At 72.0% G+C, this 21126-nt stretch carries 16 protein-coding genes; 14 read left to right on the forward strand and 2 right to left on the reverse strand.

The window, feature by feature from the left end; translation table 11 throughout:
- Positions 1–246 precede the first annotated feature (246 nt).
- The 8 genes from OHB41_RS35725 (at position 247) to OHB41_RS35760 (ending at position 12197) form a co-directional block, all read left to right on the forward strand.
- Positions 247–1242: a sugar ABC transporter substrate-binding protein gene (locus tag OHB41_RS35725; RefSeq protein ID WP_266702974.1), complete on the forward strand. Its 996-nt coding sequence runs from the start codon at positions 247–249 to the stop codon at positions 1240–1242.
- Between the two features lie 140 nt (positions 1243–1382).
- Entirely contained in the window at positions 1383–2387 is a 1005-nt protein-coding gene (locus OHB41_RS35730; protein WP_266702976.1) for a sugar ABC transporter substrate-binding protein, read from the forward strand.
- Entirely contained in the window at positions 2384–3451 is a 1068-nt protein-coding gene (locus OHB41_RS35735; RefSeq protein ID WP_266702978.1) for an ABC transporter permease, read from the forward strand. The genes OHB41_RS35730 and OHB41_RS35735 overlap by 4 nt, the downstream gene beginning before the upstream one ends.
- Entirely contained in the window at positions 3448–4266 is an 819-nt protein-coding gene (locus tag OHB41_RS35740; protein ID WP_266702980.1) for an ATP-binding cassette domain-containing protein, read from the forward strand. The genes OHB41_RS35735 and OHB41_RS35740 overlap by 4 nt, the downstream gene beginning before the upstream one ends.
- A gap of 501 nt (positions 4267–4767) precedes the next feature.
- Positions 4768–5913 carry an ROK family glucokinase gene (locus OHB41_RS35745; RefSeq protein WP_266702982.1) on the forward strand — a complete coding sequence of 382 codons (1146 nt, stop codon included), beginning with the start codon at positions 4768–4770 and terminating at the stop codon, positions 5911–5913.
- Positions 5910–6491, forward strand: coding sequence for a sugar kinase (locus OHB41_RS35750; protein WP_266702984.1), 582 nt, complete (start codon positions 5910–5912; stop codon positions 6489–6491). The genes OHB41_RS35745 and OHB41_RS35750 overlap by 4 nt, the downstream gene beginning before the upstream one ends.
- 97 nt (positions 6492–6588) lie before the next feature.
- Positions 6589–9528 (forward strand): SCO1167/SCO6262 family helicase, encoded by a 2940-nt coding sequence (locus OHB41_RS35755; RefSeq protein ID WP_266702986.1) that lies wholly within the window; start codon positions 6589–6591, stop codon positions 9526–9528.
- Between the two features lie 716 nt (positions 9529–10244).
- Positions 10245–12197 carry an SWIM zinc finger family protein gene (locus OHB41_RS35760; RefSeq protein ID WP_526025001.1) on the forward strand — a complete coding sequence of 651 codons (1953 nt, stop codon included), beginning with the start codon at positions 10245–10247 and terminating at the stop codon, positions 12195–12197.
- Between the two features lie 83 nt (positions 12198–12280).
- Here OHB41_RS35760 and OHB41_RS35765 read toward each other — a convergent pair whose 3' ends face one another.
- A complete protein-coding gene (locus tag OHB41_RS35765; RefSeq protein WP_266702989.1) occupies positions 12281–13168 on the reverse strand; it encodes a LysR family transcriptional regulator in 888 nt (295 codons plus the stop codon).
- Between the two features lie 83 nt (positions 13169–13251).
- Here OHB41_RS35765 and OHB41_RS35770 point away from each other — a divergent pair, with 83 nt between their 5' ends.
- From OHB41_RS35770 to OHB41_RS35795, 6 genes are all read left to right on the forward strand, one after another.
- Positions 13252–14457, forward strand: coding sequence for a thiolase family protein (locus tag OHB41_RS35770; protein WP_266702991.1), 1206 nt, complete (start codon positions 13252–13254; stop codon positions 14455–14457).
- Positions 14454–15122 (forward strand): 3-oxoacid CoA-transferase subunit A, encoded by a 669-nt coding sequence (locus tag OHB41_RS35775; RefSeq protein ID WP_266702993.1) that lies wholly within the window; start codon positions 14454–14456, stop codon positions 15120–15122. Before OHB41_RS35770 ends, OHB41_RS35775 begins: the two co-directional genes overlap by 4 nt.
- A complete protein-coding gene (locus OHB41_RS35780; protein WP_266702995.1) occupies positions 15119–15793 on the forward strand; it encodes a 3-oxoacid CoA-transferase subunit B in 675 nt (224 codons plus the stop codon). The genes OHB41_RS35775 and OHB41_RS35780 overlap by 4 nt, the downstream gene beginning before the upstream one ends.
- 390 nt (positions 15794–16183) lie before the next feature.
- Positions 16184–17977, forward strand: coding sequence for an FAD-dependent oxidoreductase (locus tag OHB41_RS35785; protein ID WP_266702997.1), 1794 nt, complete (start codon positions 16184–16186; stop codon positions 17975–17977).
- A 6-nt stretch (positions 17978–17983) separates the two neighbouring features.
- A complete protein-coding gene (locus tag OHB41_RS35790) occupies positions 17984–19039 on the forward strand; it encodes a maleylacetate reductase (RefSeq protein WP_266702999.1) in 1056 nt (351 codons plus the stop codon).
- Positions 19036–19947 (forward strand): hydroxyquinol 1,2-dioxygenase, encoded by a 912-nt coding sequence (locus tag OHB41_RS35795; protein WP_266703002.1) that lies wholly within the window; start codon positions 19036–19038, stop codon positions 19945–19947. Before OHB41_RS35790 ends, OHB41_RS35795 begins: the two co-directional genes overlap by 4 nt.
- Before the next feature lie 71 nt (positions 19948–20018).
- On the opposite strand, the gene OHB41_RS35800 is transcribed toward OHB41_RS35795, so the two are convergent.
- Entirely contained in the window at positions 20019–20960 is a 942-nt protein-coding gene (locus OHB41_RS35800) for a helix-turn-helix domain-containing protein (RefSeq protein ID WP_266703004.1), read from the reverse strand.
- Positions 20961–21126 lie beyond the last annotated feature (166 nt).

The following is a 21126-nucleotide window of genomic DNA, read 5'->3' on the forward strand; positions in this document are numbered from 1 at the left end:
AATCCGTGTACGGCGGTGAATTGTCGTACGGCCGTGAATCCCCGTGCCGATGTGAATGTTTGGATCTTCATGGGGCGGTGAATTCCACTCGTGATCGGAAAGTGCCTGGTGGGGGAGTGAACCGTCGGGGCGTGGCCGAATCTCAATCGTAAGAATGTTCTGACAAACCCATTGACTGGTGTGCGGACCCGGAGCTAGAACTCCCCTCAGCCGCGAAGGAGCGGCGGGAGAGAGGGTGGTCCCACCATGCGTACAGCCCGAACAGCAGCAGCGGTGATAGCTGTGATCGCGCTCGCGGCCGGGTGCAGCAGCTCCGGCGGCAAGGACTCGGAGGACAAGGCGAGCGGCAGCGGGAGCGGCGGCGGCAAGGCCGCCGGTACACCCCGTCTGAAGATCGCGATGGTGACGCACTCCGGCGAGGGCGACACCTTCTGGGACATCGTCCAGAGCGGCGCCAAGGCGGCGGCCGGCAAGGACAACGTCGACTTCCTGTACTCGAACGACAAGGAAGCCAACGGGCAGGCCCAGCTCGTCCAGGCCGCGATCGACAAGAAGGTCGACGGAATCGTCGTCACCCTGGCCAAGCCCGAGGCGATGAAGGACGTACTCGCCAAGGCCGAGGCGGCAGGCATCCCGGTCGTCACGATCAACTCCGGCGCCGAGTTCTCCAAGCAGTTCGGGGCGCTCGCGCACTTCGGCCAGGACGAGTCGGTCGCCGGTGAGGCCATTGGTGACGAACTCAACAAACGCGGTCTCAAGAAGGCCGTCTGTGTCATCCACGAGCAGGGCAACGTCTCCCTGGAGCAGCGCTGCGCCGGCGTGAAGAAGACCTTCGACGGCTCGGTCGAGAATCTCAACGTCGACGGGACCAACGCCCCCGCCAGCCAGTCCTCCATCGAGGCGAAGCTGCAGGCGACCAAGGGCATCGACGCCGTCATCACGCTGGGCGCCCCGATCGCCGCCGTCGCGGTGAAGGCCAAGGCGGACGCGGGCAGCAAGGCCGAGATCGACACCTTCGACCTGAACGCCGAAGTGGTCAAGCGGCTCAAGGCCAAGGAGGTCGGCTTCGCCGTCGACCAGCAGCCCTACCTCCAGGGCTACGAGGCCATCGACATGCTGTGGCTCTACAAGAACAACGGCGACGTGCTCGGCGGCGGCAAGACGGTCCTCACCGGCCCGGCCATCGTCACCGAGAAGGACGCGCCGCAGCTCGAGAAGTACACCGCGCGCGGGACCCGCTGATGGAGTGCATGCTCCCCGTGTTCGATACTTGGGCGTTTGGGGCCGGCGAGAGGCCGGCCCCCGGGGCCTACGGAACGGCCCGCCGGGCCGCTCCGCGGGCCCCGGCGCACCAAGGAGCACAGCAAGAAGGGCACGGCCTCGTGGCACGGACTCGGACCTGGGTAAGCATCGCGCTCGCAGGGGCGCTGGGAGCGTCCCTCGCGGGATGCAGCAGCACCGGCGGGAAGCGGGCCGAGGATGCCCGCAAGGCGGCGTCCGCCCAGGGCAGGGCCGCGGTGAACACGCCCAGGTGGACCTTCGCGATGGTCACCCATTCGGGCGATGGCGACACGTTCTGGGACATCGTGCAGAGCGGCGCCAAGCAGGCAGCCGTCAAGGACAACATCAACTTCCTGTACTCGCACAACGCCGAGGCGCAGCAGCAGGCGCAGCTCGTCGACGCCGCTGTGGACAAGGGGGTCGACGGCATCATCGTCACGCTGGCCAAGCCGGACGCGATGAAGGCGGCCGTGGCGCGCGCGGAGAAGGCCGGGATCCCCGTGATCACGGTGAACTCCGGCTCCGGGCAGTCCAAGGCGTTCGGCGCGCTCACCCACATCGGCCAGGACGAGACCATCGCCGGCGAGGCGGTCGGCGACGAGCTGAACAAGCGGGGCCGCAAGAAGGCCCTGTGCATCCTGCACGAGCAGGGCAACGTCGGTCACGAGCAGCGCTGCGCCGGCGTCAAGAAGACCTTTCACGGCACCGTGCAGAACCTCTACGTCCAGGGCACCAGCATGCCGGACGTGCAGTCCTCCATCGGTGCCAAGCTCCAGGCGGACAAGTCCATCGATTCGGTCGTCACGCTCGGTGCCCCCTACGCGGACACCGCGGTCAAGGCCAGGAAGGACGCCGGCAGCGACGCCGAGGTGGACACCTTCGACCTGAACGCGAAGGTGGCCGCGGAGCTCAAGGACGGCACGCTCGGCTTCGCCGTCGACCAGCAGCCGTACCTCCAGGGATACGAGGCCGTGGACCTGCTCTGGCTCTACAAGTACAACGCCGATGTCCTCGGCGGCGGCAAGCCGGTACTCACCGGACCGCAGATCATCACCAAGGATCAGGCCGCCGCGCTGGAGGAGTACACGAAGCGGGGGACCCGATGACCGCGACCGCACCTGCACCCGCACCCGCGCCGTCGCCCGGCACCAAGGTCGACGAGCGCCTCGTGAAGACCTCGCCGCTGCGCAAGCTCATGGGCCGGCCGGAGCTCGGCTCCGTGGTCGGCGCGATCGCGGTCTTCCTCTTCTTCGCGATCTTCGCGGACAGCTTCGTACGGGCCGCCAGCCTGAGCACGGTCCTGTACGCCTCGTCGACCATCGGCATCATGGCCGTACCGGTCGCGCTGCTGATGATCGGCGGCGAGTTCGACCTCTCCGCGGGCGTCATGGTGACCAGCTCCGCGCTGATCTCCTCGATGCTCAGCTACCAGATGACGGCGAACGTCTGGGTCGGCGTCCTCGTCTCGCTGGTCGTCACGCTCGGCATCGGCGTCTTCAACGGCGTCATGCTGACCCGCACCGACCCGCCCAGCTTCATCATCACGCTCGGCACCTTCCTGATGCTGACCGGTATGAACCTCGGCTTCACCAAGCTGATCAGCGGCACGGTCTCCACCAAGTCGATCGCCGACATGCAGGGCTTCTCCTCGGCCAAGGACGTCTTCGCCTCGACGATCACGATCGGCGGCGTCGACTTCAAGATCACCATCCTGTGGTGGCTGGCCCTGGTCGTCGTGGCCACCTGGATCCTGCTGCGCACCCGCGTCGGCAACTGGATCTACGCCGTCGGCGGCGGCGAGATGGCCGCCCGCGCGGTCGGCGTACCGGTCAACAAGACCAAGATCGGCCTCTACATGGGCGTCGCCTTCGGCGCCTGGATCTCCGGTCAGCACCTGCTGTTCTCGTTCGACGTCGTGCAGTCCGGTGAGGGCGTCGGCAACGAGCTGATCTACATCATCGCGGCGGTCATCGGCGGCTGTCTGATCACCGGCGGCTACGGCTCCGCGGTCGGCGCGGCGGTCGGCGCGCTGATCTTCGGCATGGTGAGCAAGGGCATCGTGTTCGCCGAATGGAACCCGGACTGGTTCAAGTTCTTCCTCGGAGTGATGCTGCTCCTGGCGACCCTGCTCAACCACTGGGTCCGCAAGCGCGCGGAGGTGACGAAATGACGACGGACGCGGAGAAGACGGAAGCGGCCTCCACGGAGGGCACGGCACTCGTCGAGCTCGACGACGTCAGTAAGTACTACGGCAACATCCGCGCCCTCGAAGGAGTCTCGCTGGTGGTGCACGCGGGAGAGATCTCCTGCGTGCTCGGCGACAACGGCGCGGGCAAGTCCACACTGATCAAGATCATCGCGGGGCTGCACCAGCACGACGCGGGCACGCTGCGCATCGAGGGCGAGGAGACCCGGCTGTCGTCCCCGCGCGAGGCGCTGGACCGCGGGATCGCCACGGTCTACCAGGATCTCGCCGTCGTCCCGCTCATGCCGGTGTGGCGGAACTTCTTCCTCGGCTCCGAGCCGTCGAAGGGCACGGGACCCTTCAAGCGCATGGACGTCGAGTTCATGCGCAGGACCACCCACGCGGAGCTGCTGCGCATGGGCATCGACCTGCGCGACGTGGACCAGCCCATCGGCACGCTGTCCGGTGGTGAGCGCCAGTGCGTGGCGATCGCCCGCGCCGTGTACTTCGGCGCCAAGGTCCTCGTCCTGGACGAGCCCACCGCCGCGCTCGGCGTGAAGCAGTCCGGCGTCGTCCTCAAGTACGTCGCCGCCGCCCGGGACGCCGGACTGGGCGTCGTCCTGATCACCCACAACCCGCACCACGCCTACCTGGTGGGCAACCGCTTCGTCCTCCTCAAGCGCGGCACCATGTTCGGCAGCCACACCCGCGAGGAGATCACCCTCGACGAGCTCACCCGCCAGATGGCGGGCGGCAGCGAGCTCGACGACCTCCGCCACGAACTGGAACGCACGACGTAGCCGACACGTCAGCTCCCCTCGCCCCCGGCCCGGCCCAGTGACAAGGGGCGGGGGCGAGGGGAGGCGCCCCTTCTCGGACGGGGCCGGCGGGTCCTTCCTCGGGCGGGCGTGGCAACTACGACGGGGCCGGCGGGTCCTTCCTCGGGGGCGCGGGGAACTGCGCGACAGGCCACATCGGGCCGGCGCTGGGGGACGGCCCGCGGTTTTCGTCGGGCGGGCGTGGCATCTACGACGGGGCTGGCCCGTCCCTCCTCGGGGGCGCGGGGAACTGCGCGACAAGCCACATCGGGCCGGCGCTCGGGGGACGGCCCGCGGTTGTTCGTCGAGCGCCGCCGCCCACCCCACCGCCCCGGCCGGGCCCGCGGGGAACCGCGCGACAAGCCACAACGCGCCCCCGCCTCACAGACCGCCACCGAGGGTAACCGCACGCAACAGCCACCCCCCGCTCCCCACGCCTCCCCGGCGAAGCAAAGCACGGCGGCGTGAGGCAGAATCGGCCCGATGAGCACCTACCGCGACCTCGCACACCGCGGCTCCGCGCGGGCCACCGTCCTGCGGACCGTCGGGACGCGCGAGCGCCGTTCCCACCTGACGGCGCCCCGCGTCCCCACCGTCGGTATCGACATCGGCGGTACGAAGGTGATGGCGGGCGTCGTCGACGCCGACGGCAACATCCTGGAGAAGCTCCGCGCCGAGACGCCGGACAAGTCCAAGAGCCCGAAGGTCGTCGAGGACACCATCGTGGAACTGGTCCTGGACCTCTCCGACCGGCACGACGTGCACGCGGTCGGCATCGGCGCGGCAGGCTGGGTCGACGCGGAGCGCAACCGCATCCTCTTCGCCCCCCACCTGTCCTGGCGCAACGAACCCCTGCGCGACCGCCTCGCCGGCCGCCTCGCCGTACCGGTCCTCGTCGACAACGACGCCAACACCGCCGCCTGGGCGGAATGGCGCTTCGGCGCGGGCCGCGGCGAGGACAACCTCGTCATGATCACACTCGGCACCGGCATCGGCGGCGCGCTCCTCGAGGACGGCCAGGTCAAGCGCGGCAGGTTCGGCGTCGCGGGAGAGTTCGGCCACATGCAGGTGGTCCCCGGCGGCCACCGCTGCGCGTGCGGCAACCGCGGCTGCTGGGAGCAGTACAGCTCCGGCAACGCGCTGGTCCGCGAGGCCCGCGAACTCGCCGCCGCGGACTCCCCGGTCGCGTACGGGATCATCGAGCACGTCAAGGGCAACATCGCCGACATCACCGGCCCGATGATCACCGAGCTGGCCCGTGAGGGCGACGCCATGTGCATCGAGCTGCTCCAGGACATCGGCCAGTGGCTCGGCGTCGGCATCGCCAACCTGGCGGCCGCCCTCGACCCCTCCTGCTTCGTCATCGGCGGCGGCGTCAGCGCGGCCGACGACCTCCTGATCGGCCCGGCCCGCGACGCCTTCCGCCGCCACCTGACCGGCCGCGGCTACCGCCCCGAGGCACGCATCGCCCGCGCCCAGCTCGGCCCCGAGGCCGGCATGGTCGGCGCCGCCGACCTCGCACGCCTCGTCGCCCGCCGCTTCCGCCGCGCCAAGCGCCGCCGCGTGGAGCGCTACGAGCGGTACGAGCGCTACACCGAGTCCCGTCGCACGACCCAGGGCACGCCGTGACCGCCTCGCTGCCGCGCCAGGCGTCACCGCCGGACGAGCCGCGGCGGCCGCCGGAGGACCCGCGCCGCAAGTTCCGCCGCCGGGCCCTGACCCTGCTGATCATCGTGCTGCTCATCGGTGTCCCGGCCGGGTACCTGGTGATCTCCGCCAACCAGAGCCGCGACAGCGGCAAGCAGAAGGAGGACAAGTACTCGGCGACCGGTCTCACGGCAGGCTGGCCGTCGAAGGTCCAGCGCCGTCTCTACCAGGTGGAGATCCCGCACCCGGCCGCCAAGGTCGCGTTCTACGAGACGAACAACTGGAAGACCAGCCGCCTCTACGCGCAGTTCCAGCTCACCAACGCGGGCCTGGACACCTTCCTCGCCAGCCTGGGAGCCGACCGGCAGGCGCTGACGAAGGACGACATCGCCATCAGCGCCCGCGACCAGAAGGTCACCGGCTGGAAGTTCTCGGTCCCCGGTCAGTGGTGGGGGCTCACCCGCAAGCAGAAGGACCCGGCGCCCACGCAGGACGTCGTGGTCAACCTGACCAATCCGACGTACCCCATGGTGTACGTCGTCTCGCGCACGGTCCCGTGACGAGCTGGTCCCGGCCTTCACCGGGACCCGTTGTCAGACCCCGCCCGTAGAGTCGAAGACAACTGATTCGACCGAGGGGCGGGAGGTGACCGGACGTATGGGCGAGGGAGTCCCGAGGACCGACATGACCGTGCCGGTGCGGCTCGCCGCCGTGTTCCTGCCCGCACCCCTGCCGCGTGACGGACGGATCGCTTTCTGGGACCCGGACGGCGGGTCCCTGCCCGCCCTGGACGGCGGACCGCAGGCCTCCGCGGACAGGGGACCGTCGGCTTCCCTGGACAGGGGATCGCCCGCCTCCCCGGACACGACGGGAGCCCCGGCCTCCGCGGCCGGCCCCGCGAGTGAGCCGCCGCACGACCCGACCCGGCTCACGGTGGTACGACCGCATGGTTCCGGGGTCCGCCGGAGCACCGTCCCCGCGCTCACCCTGCCGATCGCCGACGCCCTCCCGCTGCTCGCCGGAGCCCGCCGCGACCGCGCCGCCCACCCCGCCACGGCCTGCTGGGGCGCGGCGACCCTGCACGCGCTGCGCCTCGTCGCGCGGGGCCGGCTGCTGCCCGGGCTGACACCGGAGGGCCTCGACGCCTGGCGCGCGGGCCCCCTCGACCCGGACGACATCGCCCACCTCCGCGCGGTGGCCGCAGCGCTCCCGTACGAGGGGCACGCCGCCCCCCTCCCCGGCAAGGGCCCCCTGCGGCTGCCCGAACCGGAAGCGCTGATCCGCGCCTTCCTGGACGCGGTCGCCGACACCCTGCCCCGTACCCCCGCGGCCCCCCACACCTCGGGGAAGCCCTTCGCGGCCCGCGAACCGCAGCGGCTGCCCGCCGCCCACGACTGGGCCGCAGAGGTCGCCGCGGGCATGGACGCGGGCGTACGGATCTCGCTCCGCCTTGACCTGTCCGCGTACCAGCTCTTCGACGACGGCGGGGGAGCGCGCCGCGCGGGCGCCGCCGTCGTCCAGGTGCACAGCCTCGCCGACCCCACGCTCGTCGTCGACGCCGCGGCGCTGTGGGCGGGAGAGGCCGACGCGGCCTTCGGCCCCCGCGCCCGGGTGGACGCGGCACTCGCCGTACGCCGCGCGGCCCGCGTCTGGCCACCCCTGGACCGCCTCTCCGAACAGGACGTGCCCGACGTCCTCGCGCTCTTCGAGGAGGAGCTGTCCGACCTGCTCGGCGTCGCGGCGACCCGCCTCGGCGCGGCCGGCGTCGCCGTGCACTGGCCCCGGGACCTCGCCCACGACCTGAGCGCGGCCGCGGTGGTGCGCTCCGCCCCCGGGTCGGCCACGGACGGCACGGGGTTCTTCGAGAGCGAGGAACTCCTTCAGTTCCGCTGGCAGTTGGCGCTCGGCGGGGATCCGCTCACCGAGGCCGAGATGGACGCGCTCGCCGAGGCCCACCGTCCGGTCGTCCGGCTGCGCGACCAGTGGGTGCTGGTCGACCCGGCCCTCGTACGGAAGGCCCGCAAGCGCGAACTGGGCCTGCTGGACCCGGTCGACGCGCTCTCCGTGGCGCTGGCCGGCACCGCGGAGGTCGACGGCGAGACGGTCGAGGCCGTACCGGTCGGCGCGCTCGCCGTGCTGCGCGACCGCCTGACGGCCGGCATCACCCCCGTGGAGCCGCCACCGGGTCTCCGGGCGCGCCTGCGGGACTACCAGCTCAGAGGCCTGGCCTGGCTGGATCTCATGACCTCGCTCGGCCTCGGCGGCTGCCTCGCCGACGACATGGGGCTGGGCAAGACCATCACCGTCATCGCCCTGCACCTGCGCCGGGCCCACGCCGAACCGACCCTGGTCGTCTGCCCGGCCTCCCTGCTGGGCAACTGGCAGCGGGAGATCACCCGCTTCGCCCCGGGCGTCCCCGTCCGCCGCTTCCACGGACCCGACCGCACCCTCGACGGCCTCGACGGAGGCTTCGTCCTCACCACCTACGGCACGATGCGCTCGGCCGCGCCCCGGCTCGCCCAGCAGGCCTGGGGCATGGTCGTCGCGGACGAGGCGCAGCACGTCAAGAACCCCTACTCGGCGACGGCGAAGGCCCTGCGGACCATCCCGTCCCCCGCGCGGGTCGCCCTGACCGGCACCCCCGTGGAGAACAACCTCTCCGAGCTGTGGGCCCTCCTGGACTGGACGACCCCCGGCCTGCTCGGCCCCCTGAAGTCCTTCCGCGCCCGGCACGCACGCGCGGTGGAGAACGGCGAGGACGAGGAGGCGGTGGTCCGCCTGGCCCGGCTGATCCGCCCCTTCCTGCTCCGCCGCAAGAAGTCCGACCCCGGGATCGTCCCCGAGCTCCCGCCCAAGACGGAGACGGACCATCCGGTGCCGCTGACCCGTGAACAGGCCTCCCTCTACGAGGCGGTGGTCCGTGAGTCGTTGCTCGCGATCGAGACCGCCGAGGGCATCGCCCGGCGCGGCCTCGTCCTCAAGCTGCTGACCTCCCTCAAGCAGGTGTGCAATCATCCGGCGCTGTTCCTGAAGGAGGACGCGCAGACCGCCGCCCACGGGCCCGCCGCCCGCTCCGGGAAGCTGGCCCTGCTCGACGAGCTCCTGGACACCCTGCTCGCGGAGGACGGCTCGGCACTCGTCTTCACCCAGTACGTGGGGATGGCCCGTCTGATCACCGCCCACCTCGCCGCACGCGCCGTCCCGGTGGAACTCCTGCACGGCGGCACCCCGGTTGCCGAACGCGAACGCATGGTGGACCGCTTCCAGAGCGGCGAGACCCCGGTCCTGGTGCTGTCCCTCAAGGCCGCAGGCACCGGTCTGAACCTCACCCGGGCCGGTCATGTCGTCCACTTCGACCGCTGGTGGAACCCCGCGGTCGAGGAGCAGGCGACCGACCGCGCGTACCGCATCGGCCAGACCCAGCCCGTCCAGGTCCACCGCCTCATCACCGAGGGCACGGTGGAGGACCGCATCGCCGAGATGCTCGAAGCGAAGCGGGCGCTGGCCGACGCGATCCTCGGCTCCGGAGAGGCCTCCCTGACCGAGCTGACCGACCGCGAGCTGTCGGACCTGGTCTCACTCCGGAGGTCCGAGTGAGCGCTTCCACGGACGAGGGGCGACCGGAGCCGGGAGGACCGGACGATCGGCTCCGGCAGACCGGGGCCCCGGACGACACGGGCGCGGTGAGCGCACCGGCCGGCCCTGACGGACCGGCGGGATCCACCGGATCCACCGGATCCACGGGATCGGCGGGACCGGCGGAGCCTGAGACGCCGAGCGGATCGGCGGGACCGGCGGGGCCTGAGACGCCGGGCGGATCGGCGGGACAGGCGGGACCGGCGGAGCCTGAGACGCCGGGCGGACCGGCGGGACCGGCGGGACCGGCGGGACCGGCGGGGCCTGAGACGCCGGGCGGATCGGCGGGACAGGCCGAGACCGCGGGAGCGGACGGACCGGGAGAAGCCCGCGCCGGAGGATCCTCACGCCCCGCGATCGAAGGCGCGCGCCCCGCCGACGCGGCCCGCCGTGCCCTGCGGGCCGCGCGGGAGCGCGAAGGACGGGGCGCGGCGGCCGGGGACGAGCCGGGCCCGCCGACCGAGGCGACTGCGGTCACCCCGGTCACTCCGACCGGCCGACCGGGCGACGCGGCCCGTCAGGCGCTGCGCCGCGCCGCCGCCAGGGGCAGCGTCCCTGGTGCCGGTGCCGGTGCCGGTGCCGGTGCCGGTGCCGGTGAAGCGTCGGCTGCCGAGGGCACTTCCGGGCCGACCCCGGAGCCCGCGGCGGCGGAGCCCACGTCCGGTGAACAATTTGCGGTGCGTGGGTCCACCGCCACGGACGCGACCGGACCGGACGGCCGGATCGGTACGGCCCCGGGCGGCACGCGTCCCGGTGATGCCGCCCGCCAGGCCCTGCGCGCCGCACGCGGCGAAGCACGGCAGGCGCGGACGGAGGCCGAGGGCGAGGCGGCCAAGGCCCGACGCCGGTTCGCCGACCGCACACCGCCGACCGGTTCTCCGGCCCGGCGGACCCCGCCTGCCCACGACCCGGGAGCGCGGACCCGGGACGTACGGGACCTCCTCGCCGGAGCCTTCGAGCTGCCCGACACCGATCCCCGACCCCGTACGACGCGACCGCCGAGCCGCGACGCCACGCAGCTGCCCGGCGTGCCTTCCGCCGCGCGTCCGGAGACGCCCGACGCAGGGACGCGAAACCGCCGGCCCGCGCCCTCGGCAGCCCCTCGGGAGGACATCGCGGGGGTCGAGCCCGCGGGGCCTGCCGAGCCCGCCGAGGACACGGAGGCCGCCGAGAACACGGAGGCCGCCGGGTCGACCGCCCCGGCCACGGAGACCGGTGGGACGACCGCGGAGAGCACACGGCCCACCCGGGCGATCCGGGCGACTTCCCGGAATGCGCGGGCCTTCGCGACGACGGAGCCCCCCGAGGGCGATTCCGCCGTGCCGGGGGAGCGGAGCGCCCCCGGCACGGGCCGGCTGCCGCGGTCCATGGGGTCCCCTGGGCGGGACGGGGAGCTGCGCCGTACGTTCCCCACCCTCCCGGCACGTACGCCGGACGATGAGGCGTTCGCGCGGACGTGGTGGGGCAATGCCTGGGTGAGCGCCCTGGAGGATGGCGCGCTCGACGCGGCTCGGCTGGCGCGGGGGCGGGCCTACGCGGACAAGGGGCGGGTCGACGCCATCACGGTCACCCCGGGGCTGGTGCTGGCGTACGTGCACGGGAGCCGTCCGCGGCCCTACCGCGTGCAGGTGACCCTGCGGACGCTGGACGACGGGGACTGGGACCGCTTCCTCGACGCGGCCGCCGAGCGGCCCGGCCACATCGCGGCGCTGCTCGACAAGGAGATGCCCCGCTCCCTCGCCGACTGCGGGATCGACCTGCTTCCCGGCCCCGGCGACCTCGCACCGCACTGCAGCTGCCCCGACTCCGGCCACCCCTGCAAACACGCGGCGGCGCTCTGCTACGAGACGGCACGTCTGCTGGACGAGGACCCGTTCGTCCTGCTTCTGCTGCGCGGCCGGGGCGAGCGTGAGCTGCTCGACGGACTCTCCCGCCGCAACGCGGCCCGTGCGGCCCGCGCCGCCCAGGAGCAGGAGCCTGCGTCCCTCCCCGGCGTACGAGCCCGGGACGCCCTCGCCCGCCGGAGCCTGCCGCCCCTTCCGGCCCCCCTCCCCGCGCCCGCGCACCCCGAGCAGCCGCCGACCTACCCGGGTGCACCGGGCGGTCCGGACCCGTTCGCGCTGGACCAGTTGGCCACGGACGCGGCGGCCCGCGCACACGCGCTGCTGACCGCGGGCCGTGACCCGGTTGCGGAGCTGACCCTCTGGCAGGACGCGGTTCGGCTCGCCGCCGCCCGCCCCGGTTCCGGACTCACCGCGGCCACGCGCGCCCTCTACTCCTCGCTCGCCTCGGCCGCCGGCCGCACCCCGGCCGACCTGGCGCGTGCGGTCGCCGCCTGGCGCCAGGGCGGACTCGAGGGGCTGAGCGTCCTCGAGGAGCCGTGGGACCCGCCCGCGGGCCGCTTCGACCGAGCCCGCCCGCTCCTGCTCGCCGCCGACCTCCCCGCCTTCCGCCCCTGGCGCAACCACCTCACGCACCCCCGCGGCCACGCCCAACTGCGCCTGGGCCACGACGGTCTCTGGTATGCGTACGAATCGGAGCCCGGTCAGGACGACTGGTGGCCGCGCGGCACCCCCGACCTCGACCCCGTCGGCGCCCTCACGGGCCTCGGCGCACCCGGGGAGTTCTGACGCGAACCCGCGCGAGGCCGTCTCCCAGGCGGCGGCCTCGCGGGTGGAGCACTCACGCCGGAGTGGGGCGTGCTCGTCGCGACTCAGGTCCGCACGCACTGTTCGATGATCGAGGCGACGTGCTGTACCGCGGGTGGGTTGCGGTGTGCCCGGCGGGCCAGGACGAGGTCGATGGTCTCCGTCTCGGCGAGCGGCACGTAGGTCACGCCGTCGAGCCGCAGGCTCCGCACCGACTGCGGCACGAGCGCGACGCCGTGCCCCGCGGCCACGAGGACGACGAGGGTCGCGGTCTCGCCGACCTCGATGAGGGACGAGGGCTGGAAACCGGCCCGGGCGCAGGCTGACAGGACGCGGTCGTACATGGCGGACCGCGGCTGCGAGGGGTGGACGACGAAGGGCTCGTCGGCCAGCGCGCTCAGCGCGATGCGCTGGTCGGCCGCGAGCGGATGGTGGGCCGGCAGCACGGCCATCAGGGGTTCGGTGCGCAGTGGCGTGATGCGCACCCCTTCGGCCCCGGCCGCGCCCGCACGGGACACGGCGAGATCGTAGACGCCGGTGAGCAGGCCGTCCACGAGCTCCGGGGTGATCAGTTCACCGCGCAGGTCAAGGGTGAGGCGAGGCAGCTCGGACCGTACGGTGCGGGCGACACGGGGCAGGACGTCGTAGGTGGCGGTTCCGATGAACCCGACGGAGACGCGGCCGGCGTGGCCGGTGGCGAGCTCCGCCATGTGGACGCGTGCGCGTTCGGCCTCGGTGACCAGCGTGCGGGCGTACGGGGTCAGGTGACGGCCCGCCTCGGTGAGTTCCACGTGCCGGGTCGAGCGGTGGAAGAGGGCGATGCCGAGCTCGCGTTCCAGCGCCTTGATCTGCTGGGAGAGGGCCGGCTGGGCGACGTGCAGGCGGGCCGCCGCGCGCCCGAAGTGGCACTCCTCCGCGAGAGTGAGGAAATAGCGGGCCTGACGCAGTTCCATGGACCCCAGCTTATAAGGCCACCTTATTAATCGCTCGATACTGTGTCTTGGACGCGATGAAGCGGGCGACCTACCGTGAAGACGTGACCGACAGTTATGTGTACGCAGCGGCAAGGACACCCTTCGGACGGTTCTCCGGCGCCCTCGCCGGCATCCGGCCCGACGATCTCGCGGCGCTCGCCGTGAACGGCGTCCTGGCCAAGGTGCCGGGGCTCGATCCGAGCGCTATCGACGACGTGGTCTGGGGAAACGCCAACGGCGCCGGCGAGGACAACCGCAACGTCGGCCGGATGGCCGTGCTCCTGGCCGGGCTGCCCACCTCGGTGCCCGCCACGACCGTCAACCGGCTGTGCGGCTCCTCCCTGGACGCGGCGATCATCGCCTCCCGGGCCATCGAGACCGGTGACGCCGACATCGTGCTCACCGGCGGCGTGGAATCGATGACCCGGGCTCCGTGGGTGCTGCCCAAGCCCGAGCGCGGCTATCCCGTCGGCGACGTGACCGCCGTGTCCACGGCGGTCGGCTGGCGGCTGGTCAACGAGCGCATGCCGAAGGAGTGGACGGTCTCCCTGGGCGAGGCCAACGAGCAGTTGGCCGACCGTTTCCACGTCCCGCGGCAGCGGCAGGACGAGTTCGCCGTCCGCTCCCACAACCTCGCCGACGCCGCCTGGGAGGCAGGCTTCTACGACGACCTGGTGACGCCGGTCGCGACCGACGGCAAAGGCGGCACGCTCGCCCGCGACGAGGGCATCAGGCCCGGGTCCACGATCGACAAGCTGGCCGCTCTCAGGCCGGCCTTCCGCCCCGACGGGGTGATCACGGCGGGCAACTCCTCGCCGCTGAACGACGGCGCCTCCGCCGTGCTGCTCGGGTCAGGGGCCGCCGCCCCACGTATCGGTGCCGATCCGCTGGCCCGCATAGCCGGGCGCGGAGTGTTCGCACTGGATCCGCAGATGTTCGGCTTCGCGCCGGTGGAGGCGGCGAACCGGGCCCTGAAGAGCGCGGGCATCACCTGGTCCGACGTGTCCGCGGTCGAACTCAACGAGGCGTTCGCGGTGCAGGCGGTGGCCTGCGTGGACGCCTGGAAGATCGACCCCGCGATCGTCAACGCCAAGGGCGGGGCCATCGCCCTCGGCCACCCGCTGGGCGCTTCCGGCGGCAGGCTCCTGGGCACGCTCGCCCACCGGCTGAAGGAGTCCGGCGGGAGATGGGGCGTCGCGGCGATCTGCATCGGCGTGGGCCAGGCGCTCACCGTCGTCCTGGAGAACGTCACGGAGACCGGCCGATGACCATGCGGGTGTGTGACCACGCCGACGAGGCCGTCGCCGGGATCGAGGACGGCTCGACGGTGCTCGTCGGCGGCTTCGGGATGGCCGGAATGCCGGTCGATCTGATCGACGCGCTCATCCGCCAGGGCGCGAAGGACCTGACGGTCGTCTCCAACAACGCCGGCAACGGCGACACGGGGCTGGCCGCGCTGCTGGCGAAGGGACGGGTCCGTAAAGTCGTCTGTTCCTTCCCCCGACAGTCCGACTCGTACGTCTTCGACGGCCTCTACCGGGCCGGCAAGCTGGAGCTGGAAGTGGTGCCGCAGGGCAACCTCGCGGAGCGGATCAGGGCGGCCGGTGCGGGTATCGGCGCCTTCTTCTGCCCCACCGGTGCCGGGACCCTGCTGGCCGAGGGCAAGGAGACCCGCGTCATCGACGGCCGTACCTACGTCCTGGAGTACCCGATCAAGGGCGACGTCGCGTTGATCGGCGCCCACCGGGCCGATCGCATGGGCAACCTCGTCTACCGCAAGACCGCCCGCAACTTCGGGCCCGTCATGGCCACCGCCGCGACCACCGTGGTCGCACAGGTCCGCGAGATCGTCGACACCGGCATGATCGACCCCGAGACCGTGGTGACGCCGAGCATCTATGTCGACCGCGTGGTGCAGGAGGCGACCGCATGAACCCGATCCGACGCACGACGGACAGTGAGCGCGGCCCGCTGGACAAGTCCGAGATCGCCGCCCTGGTGGCCCGCGACATTCCCCACGGCTCGTTCGTCAATCTCGGCATCGGCCAGCCGACACTCGTGGCCGACCACCTGCCGGCCGACTCCGGTGTGGTGCTCCACACCGAGAACGGCATGCTCAACATGGGTCCCGCCGCCCAGGGCGAGGAGATCGACCACGACCTCACCAACGCCGGCAAGGTTCCCGTGACCGAACCGCCCGGAGCGGCCTACTTCCACCACGCGGACTCCTTCGCCATGATGCGCGGCGGACACCTGGACATCTGTGTCCTGGGCGCCTTCCAGGTCTCCGCGGCCGGAGACCTCGCCAACTGGCACACCGGCGCGCCCGACGCCATCCCCGCCGTCGGCGGAGCCATGGACCTGGCGATCGGTGCCAAGAAGGTCTTCGTCATGATGACGCTGTTCACGAAGAGCGGCGCCAGCAAGCTGGTTCCCCGGTGCACCTACCCGCTGACCGGGCTGGGCTGCGTCGACCGCGTCTACACCGACCTCGCGGTCTTCGACATCACCCCGGCGGGCGTCGCGGTGCGCGAGACCTTCGGCATCACCGTCGACGACCTCGCGGGCCGCCTCGAACTGCCGCTCCTGCCCGCCGCGGCCTGACGCCCACTCAAAATCCGTACGACGCCCGGCTTCCGGGTCGGATCCGGCTGCCCCGGCGGTCCTGGCCGGCCGGTGATCCGAGCCGGAGAACACCGTCTCCGCCGGCCCCCACCGCAAGGCCGTGTTCGGGGGCGGCGGGGCGGACAGGGACCTCTCCGACACGGACCCGACACGGACCCGACGGACTCGGCGCGGACCCGACACCGACCGGAACGGACCCGACACCGACCGGCGCGGACCCGGCGCGCCCGCGGCCCGCCGGTCCTTCCCGAATCCGCCACTCCTTGGCATTCCCGCCGACATCGCCGCACGCCATTCCGTGCCCGCCCGCCCGGTCCCACACTGACGTCTCCGGCAGTGCCGCCGGATTCACGAAAGGCCATCACGAACATGCCGGAATTCAACGACGGGACCCCAGAGACCGAACTGCCCTCCGACTCCATCGTGACCACAGAGGTCGTCGTCGTAGGCTCCGGGCCGGCGGGCGCCTCCGCCGCACTGCTGCTGTCGACACTGGGCGTCGACACCATCATGATCACCAAGTACCGGTGGACCGCGAACACGCCCCGCGCGCACATCACCAACCAGCGCGCCATGGAGGTCTTCCGCGACCTCGGCATCGAGTCCCAGGTCCTCGCGGACGCGACCGAGCACGGCCTCGTCGGGGACACCGTGTTCTGCACGAGCATCACCGGAGAGGAGATCGGCCGCATCCACACCTGGGGGACCCGCCCCGACCGTGAGGCCGACTACCGGCTCGCTTCCCCCTGCCTGACCGTGGACATCCCCCAGACCTACCTGGAACCGATCCTGGTACGGAACGCGACACAGCGCGGTGCCCACACACGGTTCTCCACCGAGTACCTCTCCCACACCCAGGACGCCGACGGCGTCACCGTCGAGGTTCTCGACCGTCTGACCGGCGCGCGGTACAGCATTCGCGCCAAGTACCTGATCGGCGCCGACGGCGCCCGCTCGAAGGTGGCCGCCGACATCGGTCTGCCGTTCGAGGGCGCGATGGACATCGCCGGATCGATGAACATCACCTTCAAGGCGGACATCTCCCGGTACGTCTCGCACCGGCCCTCCGTCCTGTACTGGGTCGTACAGCCGGGTTCCGACGTGGGCGGCATCGGCGCGGGCCTGGTTCGCATGATCCGCCCCTGGAACGAGTGGCTGATCGTGTGGGGCTACGACATCGCCGACGAGCCCCCCGTCGTCGACGAGCGGGCGGCGATCCAGATCGTACGGAATCTCCTCGGCATGCCGGACCTGGACGTCGAGATCACGGGCACCAGCCTCTGGGGCAACAACGAGATGTACGCGACCCGCCTGCACCTCGGCCGGGTGTTCTGCGCCGGCGACGCCGTGCACCGGCACCCGCCGAGCAACGGCCTGGGCTCCAACACCTCGGTCCAGGACGCCTACAACCTCGCCTGGAAGCTGGCCGCCGTGCTCAGAGGCCAGGCCGCTCCGGCGCTGCTGGACACCTACACCGACGAACGCGCCCCCGTCGCGGAACGCATCGTGAAGCGGGCCAACCGGTCCGGCCGGGAGTTCGTGGACATCTTCCGGTCCCTCGGCGTCCTCGACGCGCGGACCGAGGCGGAAATGACCGCCGCGATCGAGGAACGCAAGGACAACACCCCCGCCGGCGCCGCCAAACGGGCCGCGCTCGTACGAGCCATGGACCTGAAGAACTACGAGTTCAACGCGCACGGCGTCGAACTGGGCCAGTTCTACGCCTCCTCGGCCGTCCTGTCCGACGGGTCCGCTCGCCCCGCCCCCACCCGGGACACCGACCTCTACTACGAGATGTCCACGGTTCCCGGCTCCCATCTGCCGCACGCCTGGGTCGGCGACAGCAGCCGCCGCCTCGCGCTGATGGACCTGGCCCCCTACACCCGGTGGACACTGCTCACCGGCATCGCCGGCGAGGCGTGGTCACAGGCGGGCGAGAAGATAGCCCAGGAACTCGGCGTCCCGCTCGAGACCGTCGTCATCGGGCCGGGCCGTGAGGTCACCGACCTGTACTACGACTGGGCGAAGCTGCGCGAGGTCGAGGAGAGCGGAGTGCTGCTGGTGCGCCCGGACAAGCACATCGCGTGGCGCGCCACGACCCTGCCCGAAAACCCCGAGGACCAACTGCGACAGGTCCTGCTCTCGATCCTGGGAAGGGACTGAGCCACGATGCGTTTCCACCACGACACCCTGCCGCAGAGGGTGCACTTCGCCTCCGGCGAGGCGGCGGAGAGCCTCACGGACGAGATCGCCTCCCTCGGCGCCCGCCGCGTGATGGTGATCGCCGGCGCGGGTGAGCGCGAGATCGCCGAGCGCGTCACGGGCGGCCTGCCCGTCGTCCACCGGCACGACGACGTCGTGATGCACGTCCCCGTCGAGGTCGCCGAACGAGCCCGCGAGGCAGCCGCCGCGCACGACGCCGACGTCCTGGTCAGCATCGGCGGAGGCTCGACCACCGGTCTGGCCAAAGCGGTCGCGCTCACCACCGGGCTGCCGATCGTCGCCGTTCCCACCACCTACGCCGGTTCCGAGGCCACCCCCGTCTGGGGACTGACCGAGGGCTCCGCCAAGACCACCGGCACCGACCACAAGGTCCTGCCGCGTGCGATCGTCTACGACGCCACGCTGACGCTGACCCTGCCCGCCGGCCTGAGCGCCGCCTCCGGCCTCAACGCCGTGGCGCACTGCGTCGACTCCCTGTGGGCCCCTCGCACCGACCCCGTCAACCAGACCCTCGCCGCCGAGGGGGTCCGGGCGCTCCGCACCGGACTGCCCATGGTCGTCAAGGAACCCGACGCACTGCCCGGCCGTGAGCAGGCGCTCTACGGCGCCTACCTGTCGGCCCTGGCCTTCGCGTCCGCCGGATCAGGGCTCCACCACAAGATCTGCCACGTACTGGGAGGCATGTTCAACCTCCCGCACGCCGCCACCCACGCCGTCGTCCTCCCGTACGTCCTCGCCTTCAACGGGGCCGCGGCCCCCGAAGCCGAGACACGCCTCGCCGCGGCCTTCGGCACACCCACCGCCCGGGAGGGGCTCGCCCGGCTGCGCGACCAGCTCGACGCACCGCGCTCGCTGCGCGACCTCGGCATGCCGTCCGGCGGCATCGCCTCAGCGGCCGAGGCCGTGGTCGCCGCCGCCCCGGCCGGCAACCCGAGCCCGGTCACCCTGCCGGCGATCACCGACCTGCTCCGTACGGCCTGGGAAGGAGCCGAACCGCGATGACCCACACCCCCGACACCACCGAAGACGTACCCGACGACAAGCAGCAGGGCATCGAAGCGGAGGTCACACGCCGAGTCCTGGAGTCCTTCGCCGACTGCACCGACCCACGACTGCGTCAGGTGCTGGAGTCCCTCGTCCAGCACCTGCACGCCTTCGTCCGGGACGTCCGGCTCACCGAGAGGGAATGGGACCTGGGCATCGACTTCCTCACCCGCACCGGCCACATCACCGACGACCGGCGCCAGGAGTTCATCCTCCTGTCGGACGTCCTCGGTGTCTCGATGCAGACCGTCGCCGTCAACAACGAGGCGTACGGCGAGGCCACGGAAGCCACCGTGTTCGGGCCGTTCTTCGTCGAGGACAGCCCCGAGATCGAGCCGGGGGGCGACATGTCCTTCGGCGCGGGTGGTGAACCGTGCTGGGTCGAGGGCACCGTGACCGACACCGCGGGCGCACCGGTCCCCGGAGCACGCGTCGAGGTGTGGGAGGCCGACGAGGACGGCTTCTACGACACCCAGTACGACGACGACCGCACCGCCGCGCGAGCCCACCTGTTCACCGACTCCGACGGGCGCTACCGCTTCTGGGGCCTGACCCCCACCCCGTACGCCATCCCCCACGACGGCCCGGTGGGGCAGCTCCTGGCAGCGACCGGCCGGTCACCCATGCGTGCCTCGCACCTCCACTTCATGGTCAGTGCCCCCGCTCAGCGCACCCTCGTCACCCACATCTTCGTCCGCGGCGACGAACTCCTCGACAGCGACGCCGTCTTCGGTGTGAAGGAGTCCCTCGTCAAGGACTTCCACACGCAGGAACCGGGCAGTCCGACACCCGACGGACGTGACCTCGGGGACCGGGTCTGGTCCCGTGTGCGGTTCGACATCGTGCTCGCCCCCGACGGCACCTGACCGTCCCGGACGGCCCGGGGCGGACCGCTCCGACCGGTCGCCGGCACTCCTTGCCGGCGGCCCGGTCGCGTTCATCCCCCGACGCGTCCGCCACGCAGGACATCAGCGGCCCCCACGCCGTGTCGCTCCTTGAACCGGTGCGAGAAATAGGAGGCCGACCCGAACCCACAGGCCGCTCCCGCCTCGGCGACGCTCCCGGTCCATCCCGCGGCGAGCATCGAGCGGGCGCGGTCGAGACGGCGGCCGAGGAGGTACTGCGGAAGGCTTTCACCGCCGTGGGCGAACACACGTGACAGATGCCGCTCGCTGACCCCGATCCCCCGGGCGACGTGCGCCGCTGACAGCCCCGGCTCCGTCAGGTGTTCGTCGATGTAGGCCCGGGCGGTCGCGAGGTGAACGGCCGCCGTGGTCGGCGGGCGCCCCGACACCACGCTGCCGAGCAACTCCAGCACGATGTCCTCCTCCACGGCCTCGGACGACTTCGGCAGCACCGCCCGGTCGACCATCCGGGCCAGAACCCTGGCCTGTGCGGCGCCCTCGTCGACGTCGAAGACCATGGGCTGGGAGAGCTGCGGGCCGCCGAGATCCCGCCAGACCGACCGGGGTACCTTCACGGCCAACTCTTCCAGCCCCTGCGAGAAACCCCGTATGAAGGGCCGGTCCGCGTCGCAGACGATCAGCTGTCCCGGGTGCAGCACCCGTACCCCGTCGTCGTGGTAGAAGAAGGCGTCCCCGGTGAGCGCGAAGTAGCACGCGATCGCATCCGACGGCAGGTTCCGGACCACCGAGCGGGACCGTTCCACGACATGGGGACTGCCCGCGACACGGGCCAGGTGGACGTGGGGCAGCTGGAGGTTGATCTCCGTCGCCTCGAGCGCGTCATCACGCAACGAGCGACAGTGCACGCCTATGAGGGCTGCCGCGTTGTGCGCCTCCCACAGGGCGACTCGCTGGCCCTCCGGGAGGCCGACCGTGCTGAACAGAACAGGGCCGGTTCCCATCCCGCTTGTCATCCCACCAGGGTAACGGCGTTCCAGGCAGAAGCTCAGGGCCGCCGGAACACTGTTCCACCGCGCTGGACGACGGAGTGCCGTCCGGCTCCGGCGGCGGCCGAGCGCAAGGGCGGCGCGGGCGCCGGGGGAGGCGGGTGGGGGCCCCACGATGGCCGGTCTGCCGGTC

The organism is Streptomyces sp. NBC_01571 (assembly GCF_026339875.1).
Classification (GTDB): Bacteria; Actinomycetota; Actinomycetes; order Streptomycetales; family Streptomycetaceae; genus Streptomyces.

Coding starts and splice junctions, on each gene's coding strand:
- OHB41_RS35795 (WP_266703002.1), top strand. CDS start 19,036: ATGACCCACACCCCCGACACCACCGAAGACGTACCCGACGACAAGCAG.
- OHB41_RS35740 (WP_266702980.1), top strand. CDS start 3,448: ATGACGACGGACGCGGAGAAGACGGAAGCGGCCTCCACGGAGGGCACG.
- OHB41_RS35775 (WP_266702993.1), top strand. CDS start 14,454: ATGACCATGCGGGTGTGTGACCACGCCGACGAGGCCGTCGCCGGGATC.
- OHB41_RS35725 (WP_266702974.1), top strand. CDS start 247: ATGCGTACAGCCCGAACAGCAGCAGCGGTGATAGCTGTGATCGCGCTC.
- OHB41_RS35780 (WP_266702995.1), top strand. CDS start 15,119: ATGAACCCGATCCGACGCACGACGGACAGTGAGCGCGGCCCGCTGGAC.
- OHB41_RS35755 (WP_266702986.1), top strand. CDS start 6,589: ATGGGCGAGGGAGTCCCGAGGACCGACATGACCGTGCCGGTGCGGCTC.
- OHB41_RS35785 (WP_266702997.1), top strand. CDS start 16,184: ATGCCGGAATTCAACGACGGGACCCCAGAGACCGAACTGCCCTCCGAC.
- OHB41_RS35735 (WP_266702978.1), top strand. CDS start 2,384: ATGACCGCGACCGCACCTGCACCCGCACCCGCGCCGTCGCCCGGCACC.
- OHB41_RS35765 (WP_266702989.1), bottom strand. CDS start 13,168: ATGGAACTGCGTCAGGCCCGCTATTTCCTCACTCTCGCGGAGGAGTGC.
- OHB41_RS35745 (WP_266702982.1), top strand. CDS start 4,768: ATGAGCACCTACCGCGACCTCGCACACCGCGGCTCCGCGCGGGCCACC.
- OHB41_RS35800 (WP_266703004.1), bottom strand. CDS start 20,960: ATGACAAGCGGGATGGGAACCGGCCCTGTTCTGTTCAGCACGGTCGGC.
- OHB41_RS35790 (WP_266702999.1), top strand. CDS start 17,984: ATGCGTTTCCACCACGACACCCTGCCGCAGAGGGTGCACTTCGCCTCC.